At 41.5% G+C, this 17215-nt stretch carries 17 protein-coding genes; 9 read left to right on the top strand and 8 right to left on the bottom strand.

Annotated elements, in window-relative coordinates:
- Nucleotides 1-3: 3 nt before the first annotated feature.
- Genes WDB87_RS15390 through WDB87_RS15415 form a run of 6 tightly spaced genes read right to left on the bottom strand, consistent with a single transcriptional unit; the run spans nt 4 to nt 5482 of the window.
- Nucleotides 4-1098, bottom strand: a complete 1095-nt coding sequence (locus WDB87_RS15390; protein WP_286246146.1) for a PQQ-dependent sugar dehydrogenase — start codon at nt 1096-1098, stop codon at nt 4-6.
- Nucleotides 1099-1128: 30 nt separating this feature from the next.
- Complete coding sequence (gene parE / locus WDB87_RS15395) at nt 1129-3018, bottom strand: DNA topoisomerase IV subunit B (protein WP_286246145.1); 1890 nt, start codon at nt 3016-3018, stop codon at nt 1129-1131.
- A 26-nt stretch (nt 3019-3044) separates the two neighbouring features.
- A complete protein-coding gene (locus WDB87_RS15400) occupies nt 3045-3614 on the bottom strand; it encodes a YqiA/YcfP family alpha/beta fold hydrolase (RefSeq protein ID WP_337850331.1) in 570 nt (189 codons plus the stop codon).
- A complete protein-coding gene (locus WDB87_RS15405) occupies nt 3599-4384 on the bottom strand; it encodes a metallophosphoesterase (RefSeq protein WP_337850332.1) in 786 nt (261 codons plus the stop codon). Before WDB87_RS15405 ends, WDB87_RS15400 begins: the two co-directional genes overlap by 16 nt.
- Nucleotides 4371-4829, bottom strand: coding sequence for a DUF1249 domain-containing protein (locus WDB87_RS15410; RefSeq protein ID WP_286246143.1), 459 nt, complete (start codon nt 4827-4829; stop codon nt 4371-4373). The genes WDB87_RS15405 and WDB87_RS15410 overlap by 14 nt, the downstream gene beginning before the upstream one ends.
- 26 nt (nt 4830-4855) lie before the next feature.
- Nucleotides 4856-5482, bottom strand: a complete 627-nt coding sequence (locus WDB87_RS15415) for an NUDIX domain-containing protein (protein WP_337850333.1) — start codon at nt 5480-5482, stop codon at nt 4856-4858.
- A 150-nt stretch (nt 5483-5632) separates the two neighbouring features.
- Between WDB87_RS15415 and tolC the strand changes: the two genes are divergently transcribed.
- The 3 genes from tolC to WDB87_RS15430 all read left to right on the top strand — a co-directional run bounded on the left by tolC (nt 5633) and on the right by WDB87_RS15430 (nt 8626).
- Entirely contained in the window at nt 5633-6988 is a 1356-nt protein-coding gene (tolC, locus tag WDB87_RS15420) for an outer membrane channel protein TolC (RefSeq protein WP_286246141.1), read from the top strand.
- Between the two features lie 97 nt (nt 6989-7085).
- Nucleotides 7086-8015, top strand: coding sequence for an LpxL/LpxP family Kdo(2)-lipid IV(A) lauroyl/palmitoleoyl acyltransferase (gene lpxL, locus WDB87_RS15425; protein WP_286246140.1), 930 nt, complete (start codon nt 7086-7088; stop codon nt 8013-8015).
- Nucleotides 8016-8053: 38 nt separating this feature from the next.
- Nucleotides 8054-8626 carry a toxin co-regulated pilus biosynthesis Q family protein gene (locus WDB87_RS15430; protein WP_286246139.1) on the top strand — a complete coding sequence of 191 codons (573 nt, stop codon included), beginning with the start codon at nt 8054-8056 and terminating at the stop codon, nt 8624-8626.
- 82 nt (nt 8627-8708) lie between these two features.
- Here the strand turns inward: WDB87_RS15430 and glnE are convergent, their stop codons facing one another.
- Entirely contained in the window at nt 8709-11507 is a 2799-nt protein-coding gene (glnE, locus tag WDB87_RS15435) for a bifunctional [glutamate--ammonia ligase]-adenylyl-L-tyrosine phosphorylase/[glutamate--ammonia-ligase] adenylyltransferase (protein WP_337850334.1), read from the bottom strand.
- 78 nt (nt 11508-11585) lie between these two features.
- Between glnE and WDB87_RS15440 the strand changes: the two genes are divergently transcribed.
- The 6 genes from WDB87_RS15440 to ruvX all read left to right on the top strand — a co-directional run bounded on the left by WDB87_RS15440 (nt 11586) and on the right by ruvX (nt 15990).
- Nucleotides 11586-12479 carry a DUF350 domain-containing protein gene (locus WDB87_RS15440; RefSeq protein WP_286246137.1) on the top strand — a complete coding sequence of 298 codons (894 nt, stop codon included), beginning with the start codon at nt 11586-11588 and terminating at the stop codon, nt 12477-12479.
- Nucleotides 12480-12560: 81 nt separating this feature from the next.
- Nucleotides 12561-13037, top strand: a complete 477-nt coding sequence (locus tag WDB87_RS15445) for a hypothetical protein (protein WP_286246136.1) — start codon at nt 12561-12563, stop codon at nt 13035-13037.
- Between the two features lie 72 nt (nt 13038-13109).
- Nucleotides 13110-13844 (top strand): 16S rRNA (uracil(1498)-N(3))-methyltransferase, encoded by a 735-nt coding sequence (gene rsmE / locus WDB87_RS15450; protein WP_286246135.1) that lies wholly within the window; start codon nt 13110-13112, stop codon nt 13842-13844.
- A 54-nt stretch (nt 13845-13898) separates the two neighbouring features.
- On the top strand, nt 13899-14849 hold the full coding sequence (gene gshB / locus WDB87_RS15455) for a glutathione synthase (RefSeq protein WP_337850335.1): 951 nt from the start codon (nt 13899-13901) through the stop codon (nt 14847-14849).
- Nucleotides 14850-14973: 124 nt separating this feature from the next.
- Nucleotides 14974-15531, top strand: coding sequence for a YqgE/AlgH family protein (locus WDB87_RS15460; protein ID WP_286246133.1), 558 nt, complete (start codon nt 14974-14976; stop codon nt 15529-15531).
- 9 nt (nt 15532-15540) lie between these two features.
- A complete protein-coding gene (gene ruvX, locus WDB87_RS15465; protein ID WP_286246132.1) occupies nt 15541-15990 on the top strand; it encodes a Holliday junction resolvase RuvX in 450 nt (149 codons plus the stop codon).
- A gap of 86 nt (nt 15991-16076) precedes the next feature.
- Here the strand turns inward: ruvX and WDB87_RS15470 are convergent, their stop codons facing one another.
- Nucleotides 16077-17210 carry a PilT/PilU family type 4a pilus ATPase gene (locus tag WDB87_RS15470; protein ID WP_286246131.1) on the bottom strand — a complete coding sequence of 378 codons (1134 nt, stop codon included), beginning with the start codon at nt 17208-17210 and terminating at the stop codon, nt 16077-16079.
- Nucleotides 17211-17215 lie beyond the last annotated feature (5 nt).

Below are 17215 nucleotides of genomic sequence, written 5' to 3' on the forward strand. Positions count from 1 at the left end.
TACCTAGTTTTTCTTATAGCTTACGCGGTAGATCACGTTTGCGTAATCGTCGCTTATTAGCAGACTGCCGTCATTTAATTGTGCAAATGCTACTGGGCGTCCAAATGTTGTTTCGTTATGCATAAAGCCGGTAATAAATGGCGTGTATTTAGTAATACGCCCTTGCTCTACATTGGCTACAGCCACTTTATAACCTGACTTTTTAGTGCGATTCCACGAACCATGTTCAGCAACAAATAGCTGCTCTTTATAATTTGCTGGAAACTGCTTGCCGGTATAAAAGTGAATGCCAAGGGGTGCAACGTGAGCACCTAGCGCAAGCGCTGGCGCACTGTAATCACTCATGTTTTTACCTTTACCAAACTCTGGGTCTACAATGGCACCAGCGTGAACGTAAGGAAAACCAAAGTGCTCGTTTTCTTTACTTACACGGTTAATTTCATCCGGTGGAATGTCATCGCCCATCATGTCGCGGCCATTATCACTAAACCACAGCGCTTGCGTACTTGGGTGAAAGTCAAACCCTACTGAGTTACGAACGCCTTGTGCAATCGTTTTTATTTGTTTGGTTTCTACATCAAGAGCAAAAATTCGCCCGTAACGCTCATCTTCAGCGCATATGTTACACGGAACACCAACCGGAATAATAAGCTCACCGGTGGGTGCAAAACGTAAAAATTTCCAGCCGTGGTGACGATCCGATGGCAGCGCGTTGTAAACCACGTCAAATTTAGGGTCTTTTAATTGGGTATCGATATTTTTAAATCGAATAATACGATGTACTTCACCTACGTATAAATCGCCATCTTTAATAGCTAATCCAGAGGGCATATTTAGCCCCTCGGCAATCACCATTTTTTTATCGGCTACGCCATCACTATTATGGTCGATTAACGCATACACATTACCTGCTTTACGCGAGCCTGCGTAAACAATGCCTTTTTTTGATACTGCAATTTGGCGTGCATTTTCAACATCATCAGCAAATAAGCTTACCTCAAACCCAGGTGCTACGGTAAGTTTGTCTAGTATGTCTTTTGCCATTGCTGGGGCAGTTGTTAAGCCAAGCAGTAATAAACTTCCTAGTATTTTATTCATTTGCCTCTCCAAGTGTTAAACACAAGCCTATTAAACTTGTGCTTTATTACCGTGATCTTCTAGCCACTGGCGTCTGTCTGACGAGCGCTTTTTAGCAAGTAGCATATCCATCATTTCTAATGTTTGCTCTTCTTCATCAAGTGTAAGTTGCACTAAGCGGCGAGTATTTGGGTCCATTGTGGTTTCGCGCAGCTGTAGCGGGTTCATTTCGCCCAGCCCTTTAAATCGTTGTACGTTTACTTTACCGCGTTTTTTCTCAGCTTCTATGCGGGCCAAAATACCTGTTTTTTCATCTTCATCGAGGGCGTAATACACCTCTTTACCAATGTCGATTCTAAATAGTGGTGGCATAGCCACGTATACATGTCCTGTTTTAACCAGTTGTGGAAAATGACGCACAAACAAGGCACATAATAAAGTGGCAATGTGTAGTCCATCCGAATCAGCATCGGCCAGTATACAAATTTTATTATAACGCAGGCCGGTTAAATCACTTGAGTCTGGGTCAATTCCCAACGCCACCGAAATATCATGCACTTCTTGCGAGGCTAATATTTGCCCTGATTCAACTTCCCATGTATTTAGAATTTTACCACGTAGCGGCATTATTGCCTGAAACTCACGATCGCGTGCTTGTTTAGCCGAGCCACCTGCTGAGTCACCCTCTACCAAAAATAGTTCTGTACGGTCGTTATCGGCTGCACTACAGTCGGTCAGCTTACCGGGCAGTGCAGGGCCTGAGGTAACGCGTTTACGCACTACTTTTTTAGCCGCTCGCAACCGTCGCTGTGCATTTGAAATACACAGTTCAGCAAGCAGTTCTGCCGTGTCCGTGTGCTCGTTTAACCATAAGCTAAATGAGTCTTTAACCACACCCGATACAAACGCTGCACATGAGCGAGAAGAAAGCTTTTCTTTGGTTTGGCCGGCAAATTGTGGGTCTTGCATTTTTACCGATAACACATAGCTACAGCGCTCCCAAATATCATCTGGGGTAAGCTTTACGCCACGCGGTAATAAGTTTCTAAATTCACAAAATTCGCGCATGGCTTCAAGTAAGCCTTGGCGCAAACCATTTACGTGTGTACCACCTTGTGCAGTCGGAATAAGGTTTACATAGCTCTCGGCAATTGACTCGCCGCCTTCAGGTTGCCATACAACAGCCCAATCAGCCCCTTCTATCGAACTTGAAAATTCACCTACAAATGGGTCTTTAGGCAGTACCTCAAAGCCTTTAACCGCTTCAATTAAGTAATCCTTTAAGCCCGTTTCGTAAAACCATTCTTGGGTTTCTTTAGTTTGTTTATTAACAAACTTAATGCGCAAGCCTGGGCATAAAACCGCTTTAGCTTTTAATAGATGGTTTAATTTAGTAATTGAAAAGTTAGCTGAGTCAAAGTAACTCGCATCAGGCCAAAATCGTACAGTTGTACCCGTGTTGCGCTTACCGACAGTGCCAATTACATTTAAGTCTTCAACTTTATCGCCATTTTCAAAGGCCATTCTAAATTGTTGCGCATCACGTCTAACCGTTACTTCTACACGTGTCGATAACGCATTTACAACCGAAATACCTACCCCGTGTAAACCACCCGAAAACTGGTAGTTTTTGTTTGAGAATTTACCACCTGCATGTAGTTTGGTAAAAATCAGCTCCACCCCCGGAATGCCTTCCTCAGGGTGAATATCTATTGGCATACCACGGCCATCGTCTATAACTTCAAGTGAGTTATCTTCGTGTAAGATCACATCAATTTTAGTGGCATGGCCCGCCATGGCTTCATCGACACTGTTATCGATAACCTCTTGGCCTAAATGGTTTGGACGTACCGTGTCGGTATACATACCTGGGCGGCGTTTTACCGGCTCTAATCCATTGAGAACCTCAATGGCTTCGGCGTTATAATTTTGCTGACTCATAATTTTTATCTTTATATGCGCTTAGGCTAATTTGTTTTAGGTAATTTAAGAAACTCTACAATACTATCTAGGGTACGCTCAAAGCCCACAAAGCTGTGATCGCCACCAAACTCAACTAACTGTTTGCATTGTGAAAAATAATTTACTGCGTGTTGATAATTTAACACTTCATCTCCCGTTTGCTGTAACAAATAAAGCAATTCGGGTGATGTTAATTTAGGCACATACAATGCTTTTAATGCATTCATGTGGCTGGTATTTAACTTATAATGATAATCTTGGTACGGATTATAATTGTGACCAATAAGCGGCGCTAATAAGTTAAATGGTGCTACTGCTGGGTTTATTAATGCTGCTCGCAGGTTGTAACGCTGCGACAAATAGGTAGCATAAAATCCACCTAGTGAGCTCCCGAGTAACGCGGTATCTGGCGTTAATAAATGCTCAAGCTGCAAAATAGCTTGTAAGGGCTCGTGATTTAAACGCGGTACGCAATAGTCAACGTCATAGTTTGCCATAAGCTCGCCAAAGCGCACAGCTTTATATGATTTTTCAGAACTATTAAAACCATGAATGTAAATTACGCGTTTAACCATACAACATCCGTTTTAACTGTTAAAGCATTGTCCTGGGTAGTTAAATACAACATGCGATAAGCGGGGCCATGGTTTTCTTGGTGCCATTGCGAGCTATGTTTTGTAAATTGCACTGAACTGGCGGGCGTTGCATAAATACTCAGCTCTCTAAATGATTGCGTATATTGATTATGCACATGGCCATGAAATACCCCTGCAACATTGCCACTATTAACAAGTACGTTTAATAATTGCGGGCCGTTTTCAAGCATGTGTTTATCAAGGTAGCCATTTATAGCAAGCGGATTGTGATGACAAAATACCACTTGCTGCGATTGCGAACTTGCTAAACAGTGGGTAATTTCATTTAAGTGCTCGCAAGACACCCACCCTGCAGGTGTAGGCCCTTTTGAGTTTATGAGTAACAGCTCAAATCCTTGTGCAATAATGTGCTTAGCTGACACTATTTGCCCACCACTGATGCGATTTAGCATGGCAATTTCATCATGATTGCCTGGTACCCAAAATACCGGACAGGTTAAATCAGCATTGTTGACCAATTCGGCAAATAATAAATACGACTCAAAGCTATGATCTTGTGTTAAGTCACCACCAAATATAACCGCGTCTAATGACTGCGTGGCCATGTGCGCTAATGCTTGGGCAAAATGCGCGGCGGTATTTACGTTAAAGTACTCTGCGTTAGGGTTTGCAAATAAATGGCTATCGGTTATGTGCGCTACTCGTAGCGATGAGGCATTAAAGTGATATTTCTCATCAAACCAAGCCATTATTTACATCCCAATTTAATACTGCTCGGCCATGCTCTACGCAGGCTACTAACCAGTCATATAAAAATGCGTTAAGTTGATATTTTTCATCTTTTTGGTGCATTTTAGGGTTTGGATAACCATACGATGGTTTTATACGTTGATGGTAGTCGTGATGAATAATCTCAGCCACTTTCGCATCTTGATAAAGCCTGACTGTTAAATACAAAGGAGAAACGCCTTTAACCATCCCTGTTAGCTGCTTAATAGAAACATCCAGTGTGTACTTAGCACTATCGTCAATGATAATGGCAAATTCACTATGACCTAATTTAATTTCACGCACGCTATTTGCGCTGCGCTCTTTAGGTAATAGTTTTGAAAGACGTACGTAATTATGCTCGCAAAGTGTCATATACTTTGGGAGGCTCTGAATATATCGTTGGGTTGCTAAAAGTGCTGTCAAAGTACCGCCGTATTAAAAAGTTAAAATTATGTCCACTTACTGCTTATTTTTTCTCGATTTAACGCCAACCACTGCAAACATATTACCGTTGCCGCGTTATCTATTTCACCGTTATTGAGGCGCGCAAGCGCATCATCAAGGGTTAAAATATGGGTTTTAATATCTTCACCTTCGCTTTCAAGGCCGTAAACACCACTTTGTACTTGGCTTAAATCTGCCCGCGCTAGGTATAAATGTAAGCGCTCAGTTGTACCACCAGGACTTGAAAGGTAAGAGAGCATAAATTCAAGCTCTGTAAGCTCAAGCCCTGCCTCTTCATAGGCTTCTTTTTTTACCACCCCTTCGTAATCAGTACTGCCATCGGTCATACCAGCAATACATTCTAGCAGCCAGGGCGAGTGTTTGCTGTTAATAGCGCCAATACGTATTTGCTCTATTAAAAGTACACTTTGCGTAGCTACATCATAAGGTAGAACAGCAATCGCATCGCCCCGCTCTAGTATTTCGCGCTTTATAAGCTGCGATGTACCACCATTAAACAGGCTATGCTCAAACTCATACATATCCACTTTAAAAAAACCATTATACAGACTTTTAACTGCTTTTAAGCTCACATCTTTATGTGTAAATTGCACCAAGCTTTTATCTGCCATATTATACATCCCGCTTATTTAAACGATTAAAAATTGTTAATATATTCTGTTACATTTGAACATACTGTTTTACTAATTTCTTTTTTAGTTATTGAGCAAAACACGTTACCATGCTTTTAGTACAAAATTTGTCTAAGGACTGAACCTAACATGAAAAAGAACATCCTTGCAGCGCTCGTTAGTTTATCGTGTGCATTAGGCACAACCACAGCAAGTGCTGAAGATTTAATGCAAGTTTTTGAAATTGCTACTGCCAACGATCCCACTGTTTTAAAAGCAAAAGCGCAAGCAGATGCGCAATCTTACGAAAGCGATTTAGCCATGAGTGCATTACTGCCGCAAATAGGCGTAAGCATGGGCTATGAAAAAAGCGATTCTACCTCTTTTCAGAGCGTTGGTAATTTAGCTGACCAAGTTAAAATAAATAGCGATACCGACCAATTCACGCGTGGTGTGAGTTTAAGCCAAACCTTATTCGACTTAGGCGCATGGAATACGCTTGATATTGCCGAAAAACAAGCACTGCAAGCCAATGCGCAATACGACAACGCAAAACAAAACTTAATTGTGCGTGTTGCTGAAGGCTATTTTAACGTATTAAGTGCAATTGATAACCTTGAATTTGTACAAGCCGAAAAACGTGCCATTGAACGTCAGCTAGAGCAAACAAAACAGCGCTATGCCGTTGGCCTTACAGCAATTACAGATGTTCACGAAGCGCAAGCACAATACGATAACTCAGTAGCACAAGAAATTATTGCCACCAATGCCGTAGAAACCGCTCGCGAGCAACTGCGTGAAATAACCGGTAAATACCACGCTAAGCTTGATTTTTTGAACACCGAAACATTTTCAACAGTAAAACCTGTTAAAAAATCGACTGACTTTGTAAAAGTGGCTGAAAACAATAACATCAGCTTACAAGTATCAAAGGTAACGGTTGATATTGCAAAAGACCAAATTACACTGGCTAAAGCGGGTCACTACCCAAAACTGACACTTGATGCCAGCTACGGTGACTCTTTAACTGACCAAAATATAAATGGTTTAAGCTTTAACGACCAACCACGCGCCGATTCAACCTCGGTTGCCGTTAATTTAAGCGTACCACTGTACACAGGGGGCGCAACCGTTGCTGCAACTAAGCAAGCCCGTGCGTTTTATGTTTCAGCCAGTCAAGATTACGAAACAAATTACCGCGCCGTAACACGCACCGTTATTACCTCATACAATCAAGTTGTATCAGATATTGCGACCTACAAAGCACTTGAACAAGCCGTGGTATCAGCACAAAGTGCACTTAAAGCAACAGAAGCGGGTTTTGAAGTAGGCACCCGTACAATTGTTGATGTACTTGTAAGCACGCAAAACTTGTATGATGCTAAGCGTAACCTAGCTGATGTACGCTATCGTTACGTATTATCTACGCTTCGCTTAAAGCAAGCTGCAGGTACACTAACAAGTGCCGATTTACTGGGTATTAACCAAGGCTTAAAAAAAGCCTAATAAGTTAAAAAGTAACGTTTAAAGCCAGCCATTGCTGGCTTTTTGTATTTTATAACACTAAGCGTTAAACTAGCGTTTTTATTTTAGAGAGTATTTTGTGGTCACCTCATCTCCTTTTAAAGCCTCGTTTTTAGGCCCTCGTTATTGGCTAACCTGGATTGGCGTTTTCTTTTTGTATTTGATTTCGTGGTTGCCACAAAAACTTCAGCTTAGCTTAGGTAAATTATTAGGACGCTTAGTACATAAATTTATGAAACGTCGTCGCCACATTGCCGAGGTTAATATAAAGCTGTGTTTTCCTGATATGAGCGAAGCCGAACAACAACAGCTTGTGCTAAAAAATATGGAAAACACCGGTATTGCCATGGTTGAAACGGGCATGGCTTGGTGGTGGCCGCAGTGGCGCGTTAAAAAAGCGTATGGCTCTATTAAAGGGTTAGAGCACTTTGAGCGCGTGCAGGCTCAAGGTAAAGGCGTACTGCTATTGGTGCCGCATATTTTGCATTTAGAAATGGCGAGTCGTGTTATGGGCACCAAATGCCAAGGGCTTGGGTTTTACCGCCCACACAACAATGCACTCATGGAATACTTTACAACCAATGGCCGCCTTCGCTCTAACGAATACCTAATTGGACGAAAAGACGTAAAAGGCTTGTTAAAGTCGCTTAAAAACAAAAAGGTGTGTTATTACCTACCCGACCAAGACTACGGCCGTAACCGCTGTGAATTTGTGCCTTTTTACGCTGTGCCAGATACAGCCACCACCACAGGCACACTACTTTTTGCAGCAAGTAAACACTGCGAAACCATGAGTCTAATTAGTCGCCGAGATGAGCACGGTAAATACCACCTAGAAATAGTACCTGAGCTTGACAATTTTCCAAGCGGTGATGATAAAGCCGATGTAACACGTGTAAATCAGCGCGTTGAGCAATCAATTAACGCAGCCCCTGAGCAGTACATGTGGCTGCACCGCCGTTTTAAAACACGCCCCGATAAAAATACCCCTTCTTTTTATAAAAAGTAGTGGTATAAATAAATAATGATAATAAATGAGCATGAGTTATGTGGTTTTGGGTTAAGCATTTAATACTAGCAGTTGCATTAATCTTACTAGCTACCTATGTGTTAGTTGGTACGGGTCCATTGTTTGATATAAAAGAGAGCAAAAACGCAGCTGCCGAGGGGCTTTCTCGCTTTTACTCCTCTATCCGTAACCAAGTTAAATCCGATAGGGAGCGCGATAAGTTTGTACTACAACTTAAAAAGCCCGAGCAAACGCTTGATCGTGTTTTAGCAGAGCGCGGCAGGGCCGTTGAACCTATGCCTGCTAGCTGGACAGGAACAAATGAACCTAGACGCTTTGAAAATGGCTCTACATTAAAAGACGTACTAGACCAATACGCCAAAAACGAAGGCATTCAGTTATATTGGTATTTGAGTAAAGACTACGTGGTAAAAGATCATTTTAGGGTTGATAGCAACTTTACCTCAGCGCTTTATCAAGTTGGCCGCGCCATTAATGATGACTTTGAAAATGAAGTTTATACTTTCTTTTGCTCTAGGCAGCGCGCTGCGGTGATCACAGAGCTACCTTCTGAATTTGTACGCAGTAATTGTTTAAAGCTAAAAACATAAAACAATAAAGCCAACTAATTCGCTAAAAGCTCAACAGCGCCTATTTATTAAAAACCCAAGCTAAGCTTGGGTTTTTTAGTATTTACGCCTCAAGTTCAAATATACTGTGCCAACACGCCGATACACTCTCAATATCTGTTTGGTACTCTTTACGCAACACTAAGCGACCTTGCTGATTTAAGCTTAATACGTGGTAACGTGAGCGATAATCAATATATGCTTGAATTAACTGCTGCTTTTGCGCTTTAGTAATACAACCAATTGCGGCAGCGTCTGTGAGTATTCTTACATTGTCAGAAAACACTGTTAACTGGCTAAACTGATTTGCGTTTTTTAGCACTAGGTATTGAGTTATAAATTCAATGTCGGTCATGGCACCTACATCTTGTTTTAAATCAAATTGCTCGGCGTTTCCTTTAGCTAAGTGGTTCCGCATTTTTTCGCGCATTTTAAGTACATCTTGCTTAAGCGTATCTACATCGCGTGGGGCACATAATATCTCTTTACGAATTTGCGCAAAACGCGCTCTTAGCTCATCTTGGCCTAATATAACGCGGGCGCGCACAAGCGCTTGGTGCTCCCAAGTCCATGCTTGGGTTTGCTGATAATGATTAAAGCTCTCCAAGTTAATAGCCAATAAACCAGAGGCGCCTTCAGGGCGCAGGCGCGTATCAAGCTCATACAATATGCCTGAGGCGGTACGGGTGTTAAATAAATGCATTAAGCGCTGTGCAAGTTTTAAATAAAACTGTCGGGAGGTAATCGATTTATCGCCATTAGTGCTGCTATTACCGTCGTGATTATGCACAAACACAAGGTCTAAGTCAGAATCGTACCCAACTTCAAAACCGCCCGTTTTACCGTACGCAATAACCGCAAAACCTTTGTGCTCGTCATCTGTATTTGGCGGCATGCCAAAGCGCTTAACCGTATTATACCATGCTATATTTACTGCCTGGTCTACTACAGCCTCGGCAAGAGCAGTTAAGTGATCGCTTACTTTCATAACATCAATCACACCCGTTGCATCGGCAGCCGCAATACGTAATTGATGTGTTTGTTTAAACTGCCTAAGTGCTTCCATTTGCAGCTCTAGGTCATCATGCTCTATACGTAAAAAATATTGTCGTATTTCATCTTTGTAGGCGCTCAATGGCGTAGGTTTGTAAAGCGCCGCTGGGTCTATTAGCTCATCAAGCAAAATAGGATAACGGGAAATATGCTCCCCTATCCACTTACTGTGGCAACATAATAATACCAACTGCTTTAGCGCACCTTGGTTTTCGTACAGTAATTCAAGGTAAGCAGTACGCGATACAATTTTATTTAAAATTTGGCACACCATGGTAAATGTTTCACCGCTGGCATTAAAATCACTCAGTTGCTTAAGCAGTACAGGCATAAGTTTATCGAGAATATCGCGCCCTCGATTACCTATATTCACCTTACTTAAACGCTGTTTAAAATCATGAAGTGGCACTTGCCACTGCTCTTTTATATCGTTTAAAAAGCTAACATCACCATGATCCCACGCACTAATAAACGCACCTTCGCAGGTATCAAGAGGAACGATTTCCTCCCCTATCACCAATAAAAATTCATCGTGAATTTTCGCCATGACCTGCTCAATCTCGCTCATGGTATGGTTAAAGCTTTCAAACTCGAGTAAGTAATTTAAGCGTTCTTGATTAAGCTCATCATCGGGCAGAGTTTGCGTTTGTTGATCGTCAAACATTTGCAAGTATTGCTCTACTTTACGTAAGTGTAAGTAGTTGCGCTTTAGCTCATTCGCTTCTTGCTCATCCATCGCTTGGTTTAACGTTAACTGCTCTAAGGCATACAGTAACGATTGGGTTTGTAAGTTAGCTTCTCGCCCACCACGCACCATTTGCAAAGCTTGTACGATAAATTCAACCTCGCGAATGCCACCAGCACCTAGTTTTATATTGTTCGTTAAGCGTTTTCGGCGAACCTCTTGCGCTATCATTAGCTTCATTTTTCTTAGCGACTCGATTACCGAAAAATCAATATAACGTCGATAAACAAAGGGTTTTAAAAGTTGTATAAACTCATCCCAATACTGATTAGGTGTGCCTATTAGCCGCCCTTTTAACATGGCGTAACGCTCCCAATCGCGACCTTGCTCTTGGTAGTAATCTTCTATAGCGTGAAAGCTCATTACTAAAGGTCCGCTTTCACCAAATGGGCGCAAGCGCATATCGACCCTAAATACTTGGCCATCGCCAGTTACTTGATTAAGCGCATTAATCAATTTTTGCGCAACTTTGGTATAAAACACTTGGGCTTCGACAGCTTTACGCCCACCTTGAGTGGGAAAATTGCGCGGATAGGCAAAAATTAAATCTATATCCGATGAATAATTAAGCTCGTGGCCGCCCAATTTACCCATGCCTAAAACCATTAAAGGTAAAGAGTTACCTTGCTCATCGAGGGGCTCGCCTGCTGTTTTTGCAATTTGCGCATGCGCCCATCTATTGGCGCTATTAATCAGCATATCAGCCAATAGGCTTATGTATTTAATACTGTCACCGATTGGGTTATCGCAACACAAATCGAGGTACGCTACTTTTAACCAGTATTTTTCTCGGTACTGTCTTAAAATTTTATTGCACTGGTTTTCATCTACCTGCTGCAGATCAAGGTCATCGAATGGCGCGGGGACGTCTCGGCTATACTGCTCATCTGGGTTTATCAACCACTCTTTTAATTGAGGTTGCGATTCTAAGCAGCGAAAGGCAAAGTCGCTCAGAGCACATAATTTTACAACTTCTTCTTGTGGGTTTTGCTGCGGGTAAAGCTGCGCAAAGCGAGTTGAGCCAAGTTTTTGTAATTGAATAGGAAGTTGCATTTTGTTACTCATCAATCCTCTCTTTTATATATTTACTAACCATACTAGAATAACTAAAACCAAGAAAGGTTATCTCTACTTAGGATCAGCATGTCATATTTATCATTATCTAACACCAGTTTAATTGCGATTGCCATTAGTTTTGCGGTGATATGCATTACTATTTTTAGTCTTAGAATTGTTGCTCAAATAAAAGCGAAACAAGCACTTAAAGATGAGTTAGCGCAGCATGATAATTTTGCTATGGGTATTAGTTTCGCCTCAGAAATTACCGTAGTTATTGCTACTATGGCATTTTTATTTGACGAAATAAGTATAAGTACAGCGCAACACAATCCATTAAAAGTCGTTATTTTAATTGTTTTGTTATTCACATTTATAAAAGTAGGCCACTTAATCCATCGAAAGTGGATATTGCACAGATTTAATGAAGAAGCTGCCATATTAAAGCAAAATGTATGCGCCGCACTGGTTGATTCTGGCATGTTAATAGCCAACTGTATTATTGCACTTGGTTTATACACGTGGACTCATGCGCAAGGCTTTAGTAACTTACTGATTGCTTTTGTTAGCTTTTTTACGCTGCAAGGGATGTTTGCATTAGATAGTAAACTGCGTGAATACCGCTTTGCTAGAGCAAATCAAGGCGCCTCACTGCAAAGTAACTTTAACCTAGAAAATACCTCTATAGGGATTAGATATGCAGGTAAATCAATAGGTTTAGCCTTAGCTGTTTATGCAGGACTGTCTAGTGCTGCATTTCAAAATGGAAAAATGGTCGAAAATATATTTACACTTGTAATGCATTGCGGTGTAATGTGGTTGTTACTATATTGTTTAAGTTTTGTAATAAAAGCAATTTCACTACCCAATATTGATACCGCTTTAGAGGTAGACCATCAAGACAATATAGGTATAGCATGCATTGAGTTTGCTGTTTTTTGTGCTATAGGCTATTTACTTATTAGCATGTTTTCACTTTAACGCCACGCTATTAAATAAGTTGCCAAGCGCCCCGTATTTAGTTAACTGGCATTACAAATTTGCATAACGCAACGGGGCCCTATGTCATTTGAAGTTACTAACTATTTGTTAATTGATATAGATAACGAATTTAGTCGAACATTTGCCGAGCATTACTTTAAGCGCGCAACACCCAATACCGCCAGCACCTTAATCGTTGCAGGTAGTAATACCCGTAAGCTTGTAAAGATGATGTTTGACGAACTTATTAAAGATTATTGCTATTGCGACCTAGAAAATGAAATTAGCGTATCTGAACTTGCCAGCTATATGCATGAGCACCACGATATTCAAGGTGTTTTATTCAACAAAACTGATTACCTACTTGCCAGCGATAACCAACGCTTTATATATAACTCTCTGCATGAAAAACGCTACCTAGTCAGTATTGATGACAGCGGCTATACATTTAATCGTATTACTGACGAAGGCTTTAAAAATCACCTATCGTGCGATACAGAAATTGCTGAAACACCCAAAGATTTAATCGCCCTTGCCAATACACTTAAACAAAAATAAATAATTGCGTACAACGCGCTGCTTACTTACCATAGCGACATACACCTTTACGCTATAAAATAAGTGACTTTCATGCGAGTACCTCATATTTATCAGGCATCAAGTATTGCCTTAAACACCCCGGTTTCTTTAAACGATGATGCAGCCGGCCATATTGGCCGTGTATTGCGCATGAAAGTAGGCGAACATGTGTCTATTTTTAATGGCGAAGGCGGTGAATACTTCAGTGAAATTATTGAAGTAACAAAAAAATCAGTTGTTGTTATGCCACTGCGTTTTGATGAACATGATGTCGAATCTGAGCTTAAAATTCATTTAGGGCAATGTGTATCACGTGGCGATAAAATGGACTTTACTATCCAAAAATCTGTTGAGCTGGGTATTACTGAAATCACCCCTATTTTTAGCCAGCGCTGCGGCGTTAAACTCAGTGGCGACCGCTTAGAGAAAAAACACCAACAATGGCAAAAAATTGCAATTTCAGCTGCCGAGCAATCGGGGCGCAACTTTGTGCCTGTTGTACACACACCGATTGATTTAAAGCAATGGCTTGAGCAACAAACAAACGCCATTAAGCTCACTTTGCACCCTCGTGCTGAGCACAGTATTAAAACAATAACCGTTCCAAGCGCCGGTGTGCGCTTTTTAGTTGGTCCTGAAGGGGGCTTTACCGATGAAGAAATGCTGCAAACTAAAGATCAGCACTTTGTAGATATTCGCTTAGGGCCACGTGTTTTGCGAACAGAAACAGCTGCTTTAACGGTCTTAAGTGCATTACAGTTACAATTTGGCGACTTAGCTAATTGAAATAACTAAAAGCACCCTCATATAAACACTAATATTTATAGTAAGGCATAGCGCATGGCAATTAAGTTAGGAATTATCTCTGATCCTATTAGTGGATTTAACATCAAAAAAGACACCGGTTTTGCAATGATGATGCAAGCGCAGGAGCGTGGTTACGAAATTTACTACATGGAGATGGATGATTTATCACTTCGCCAAGGTAAGTCGTATGCAACCGCAGCGAAAGCGCAAGTATTTAATAACACCGAAAAGTGGTATGAGCTTGAAGAAAAAACCACAATAGCCCTTGCCGACCTAGACGTTATTTTAATGCGAAAAGATCCACCGTTCGACACGGAATACATTTACGCAACATATATATTAGAGCGTGCAGAGCAAGAAGGTACGTTAATTATTAATAAACCACAAAGCCTGCGCGATGCTAACGAAAAGCTATTTACAGCGTGGTTTAGCGAGCACACCCCCGATACATTAGTAACTCGCAGCCAAACGCAAATACGTGCGTTTTTAGCCGAGCACAAAGACATTATTTTAAAACCACTTGATGGCATGGGTGGCGCGTCTATTTTCCGCATTAAAGAAGATGATGCAAACATTGGTGTTATTTGTGAAACGCTCACCGAGCACGGTAGCCGTTTTGCTATGGTGCAAAATTATATACCAGAGATCAAACAAGGCGATAAACGCGTATTGGTTGTTGATGGTGAAGTAATCCCGTACTGTTTAGCGCGTATCCCACAAAACGGTGAAACCCGGGGTAATTTAGCAGCAGGCGGTCGCGGTGAAGCGCGCCCTCTTAGCGAGTCAGACCTTAAAATAGCCCAAGCAGTTGCCCCTACCCTTAAAGAAAAGGGCTTGGTGTTTGTAGGGCTAGATATTATTGGCGACAAGCTCACCGAAATTAATGTAACTGCACCAACGTGTGTACGTGAAATTGAAGCCGCTTACGATATATCTATCACCGGTATTTTGTTTGATGCCATCGAGCGCAAGCTTGCTAAATAAACACCATAGGAAAGTTCATTAATTTAAGTATTTCATACAATTAATGGACTTTTTATACGCTACGTATATATCTATGCCATACTCAAAGTTCAATTAGTATTCATAAACTAAAAGGGTGAAATCTATGCAATCATTAGAAAATCATTTTTTAATCGCAATGCCGTCGATGCAAGACCCTTTTTTTAAACGTGCCGTTACCTATATTTGTGAGCACAATGAAGATGGGGCTATGGGATTGGTGATCAACCAGCCTATTGATGTAACCGTTGGTGAGCTTTTAGATAAAATAGAAATAGACAACGACAAAACCCAACAAGCTGCGCAAGTCTCTGTGTTTGCAGGTGGTCCGGTTAAAACCGACCGAGGTTTTGTACTTCATTCACCTCAGCCTGGTTACTCTGCAAGTCAAAAGCTTAGCAGTGAAATAATGATCACCACATCAAAAGATGTACTTGCTAACCTGACCACCGCCCATGCGCCTGAGCAATTTATTATTACGCTTGGTTATTCGGGCTGGGAACAAGGACAACTTGAACAAGAGCTTTTAGATAATAGTTGGTTGATCATTAAAGCCGATCCGAAGATCATTTTTGATACGCCGGTAGAAAAACGCTGGGAAAAAGCAGTTTCGATGCTGGGCTTTGATGTTAGCCAGCTTTGCAGCGAAGCTGGACACGCTTAAAGAACGATAATGACGAAAAAAAACCTTAAGCCGCAAGGCCAGCGCACCGTAATGGGCTTTGACTTTGGCACCAAGAGCATTGGTATAGCCATAGGACAAGAGCTCACAGGTAGTGCGTCTAGCCTTAAAGCAGTAAAAGCCCAAGATGGTATTCCTAATTGGGATCATATTGCGGTTCAAGTTAAAGAGTGGCAACCCGACTTAATGGTGGTGGGCTTGCCACTTAATATGGATGGCACCTCGCAAGAGGTAACCTTTAAGGCTAAAAAGTTTGCTAACCGCTTGCACAACCATTACGGCATACCGGTGCATACACAAGATGAGCGACTCACAACCGCCGATGCAAAAGCCCGTTTATTTGAGCACGGCGGCTATAAAAATTTAGGTAAAGGAAATGTCGATAATATGTCGGCAGTGATTATTTTAGAAAGCTTTTTTGAAGCCAGTTATGGTGAATAACTTCCTTAAAACAAAAAGCGCCAATAGGCGCTTTTTTTATGCATTAAATAATTAAAAATGAGTAACTTACCTACACATACTGTAGGTTAATTACCGTTTTTATCATCGAGTCCATCAATGGTTACACCTTGTAAAAAGCCTGCGCCTTGTTGCTCGTTATTGCGCAGCTTAATCATTAAGCGTAAATCGTTTGGCGAATCAGCATGATGCAGCGCATCGGCGTAATTAATACGTTGCTGTTTATATAGCTCAAATAAGGCTTGGTCAAAGGTTTGCATACCCATTTCTTTAGACTTAGACATAGCCTCTTTAATGCCACCAATATCCCCATTTTTAATTAGCTCTGCCACCATGGGTGAGTTTAATAATATTTCAATCGCGGCAACTCGCCCTTCCCCATCAGACGTTGGAATAAGCTGCTGAGCAACAATGGCGCGTAAATTTAGCGCTAAGTCGTACTTGAGCTTGTCGTGCTTTTCTTTAGGGACTAAGTGCATAATACGGTCAATGGCTTGGTTGGCATTATTAGCATGCAGTGTAGCCACACATAAGTGGCCCGTCTCGGCAAAGCTCAGTGCGTATTCCATGGTCTCTTGTGAGCGTATTTCACCAATTAAAATAACATCGGGAGCTTGGCGTAAAGAGCTTTTTAGTGCCGATTCAAAGCTGTCGGTATCAAGCCCTACTTCGCGCTGAGTAATAATACTTTTACGGTGCTCGTGTACAAACTCAATTGGGTCTTCAATAGTGAGTATATGGCCGCGTTGGTTGCGGTTTCTGTAGCCAATTAAAGCAGCCAATGAGGTTGATTTACCTGTGCCAGTTCCCCCCACAAACAGCACTAACCCGCGCTTAGCCATAATTACATCGGTAAGTGTTGAGGGCAGGCCTAAATCACTTACATCAGGTATTTGCGTTACAATACGGCGAATAACCATACCCGCTCTATCACGCTGCCAAAAAGCCGATATACGAAAACGCCCTTCGTCTGTGGCTATCGCAAAGTTACACTCTTTAGTGGTATGAAATTCGTTTTTTTGTTTATCGCTCATCGCTGACTCGACAAGCGCAAGCGATTGCTCATCAGTTAGCTTATCGTCGCTAAGAGCGATAAGCTCACCATTAATTTTTGCGCTGACTGGCAATTGGCTAGAAACAAATAAATCCGAGCCTTTTTTCTCAATCATTATTTGCAAAAAGTGATTTAAAGATAAATTCATAATAT

It is taken from the genome of Pseudoalteromonas sp. C12FD-1, assembly GCF_037414265.1.
Taxonomy (GTDB): domain Bacteria; phylum Pseudomonadota; class Gammaproteobacteria; order Enterobacterales; family Alteromonadaceae; genus Pseudoalteromonas.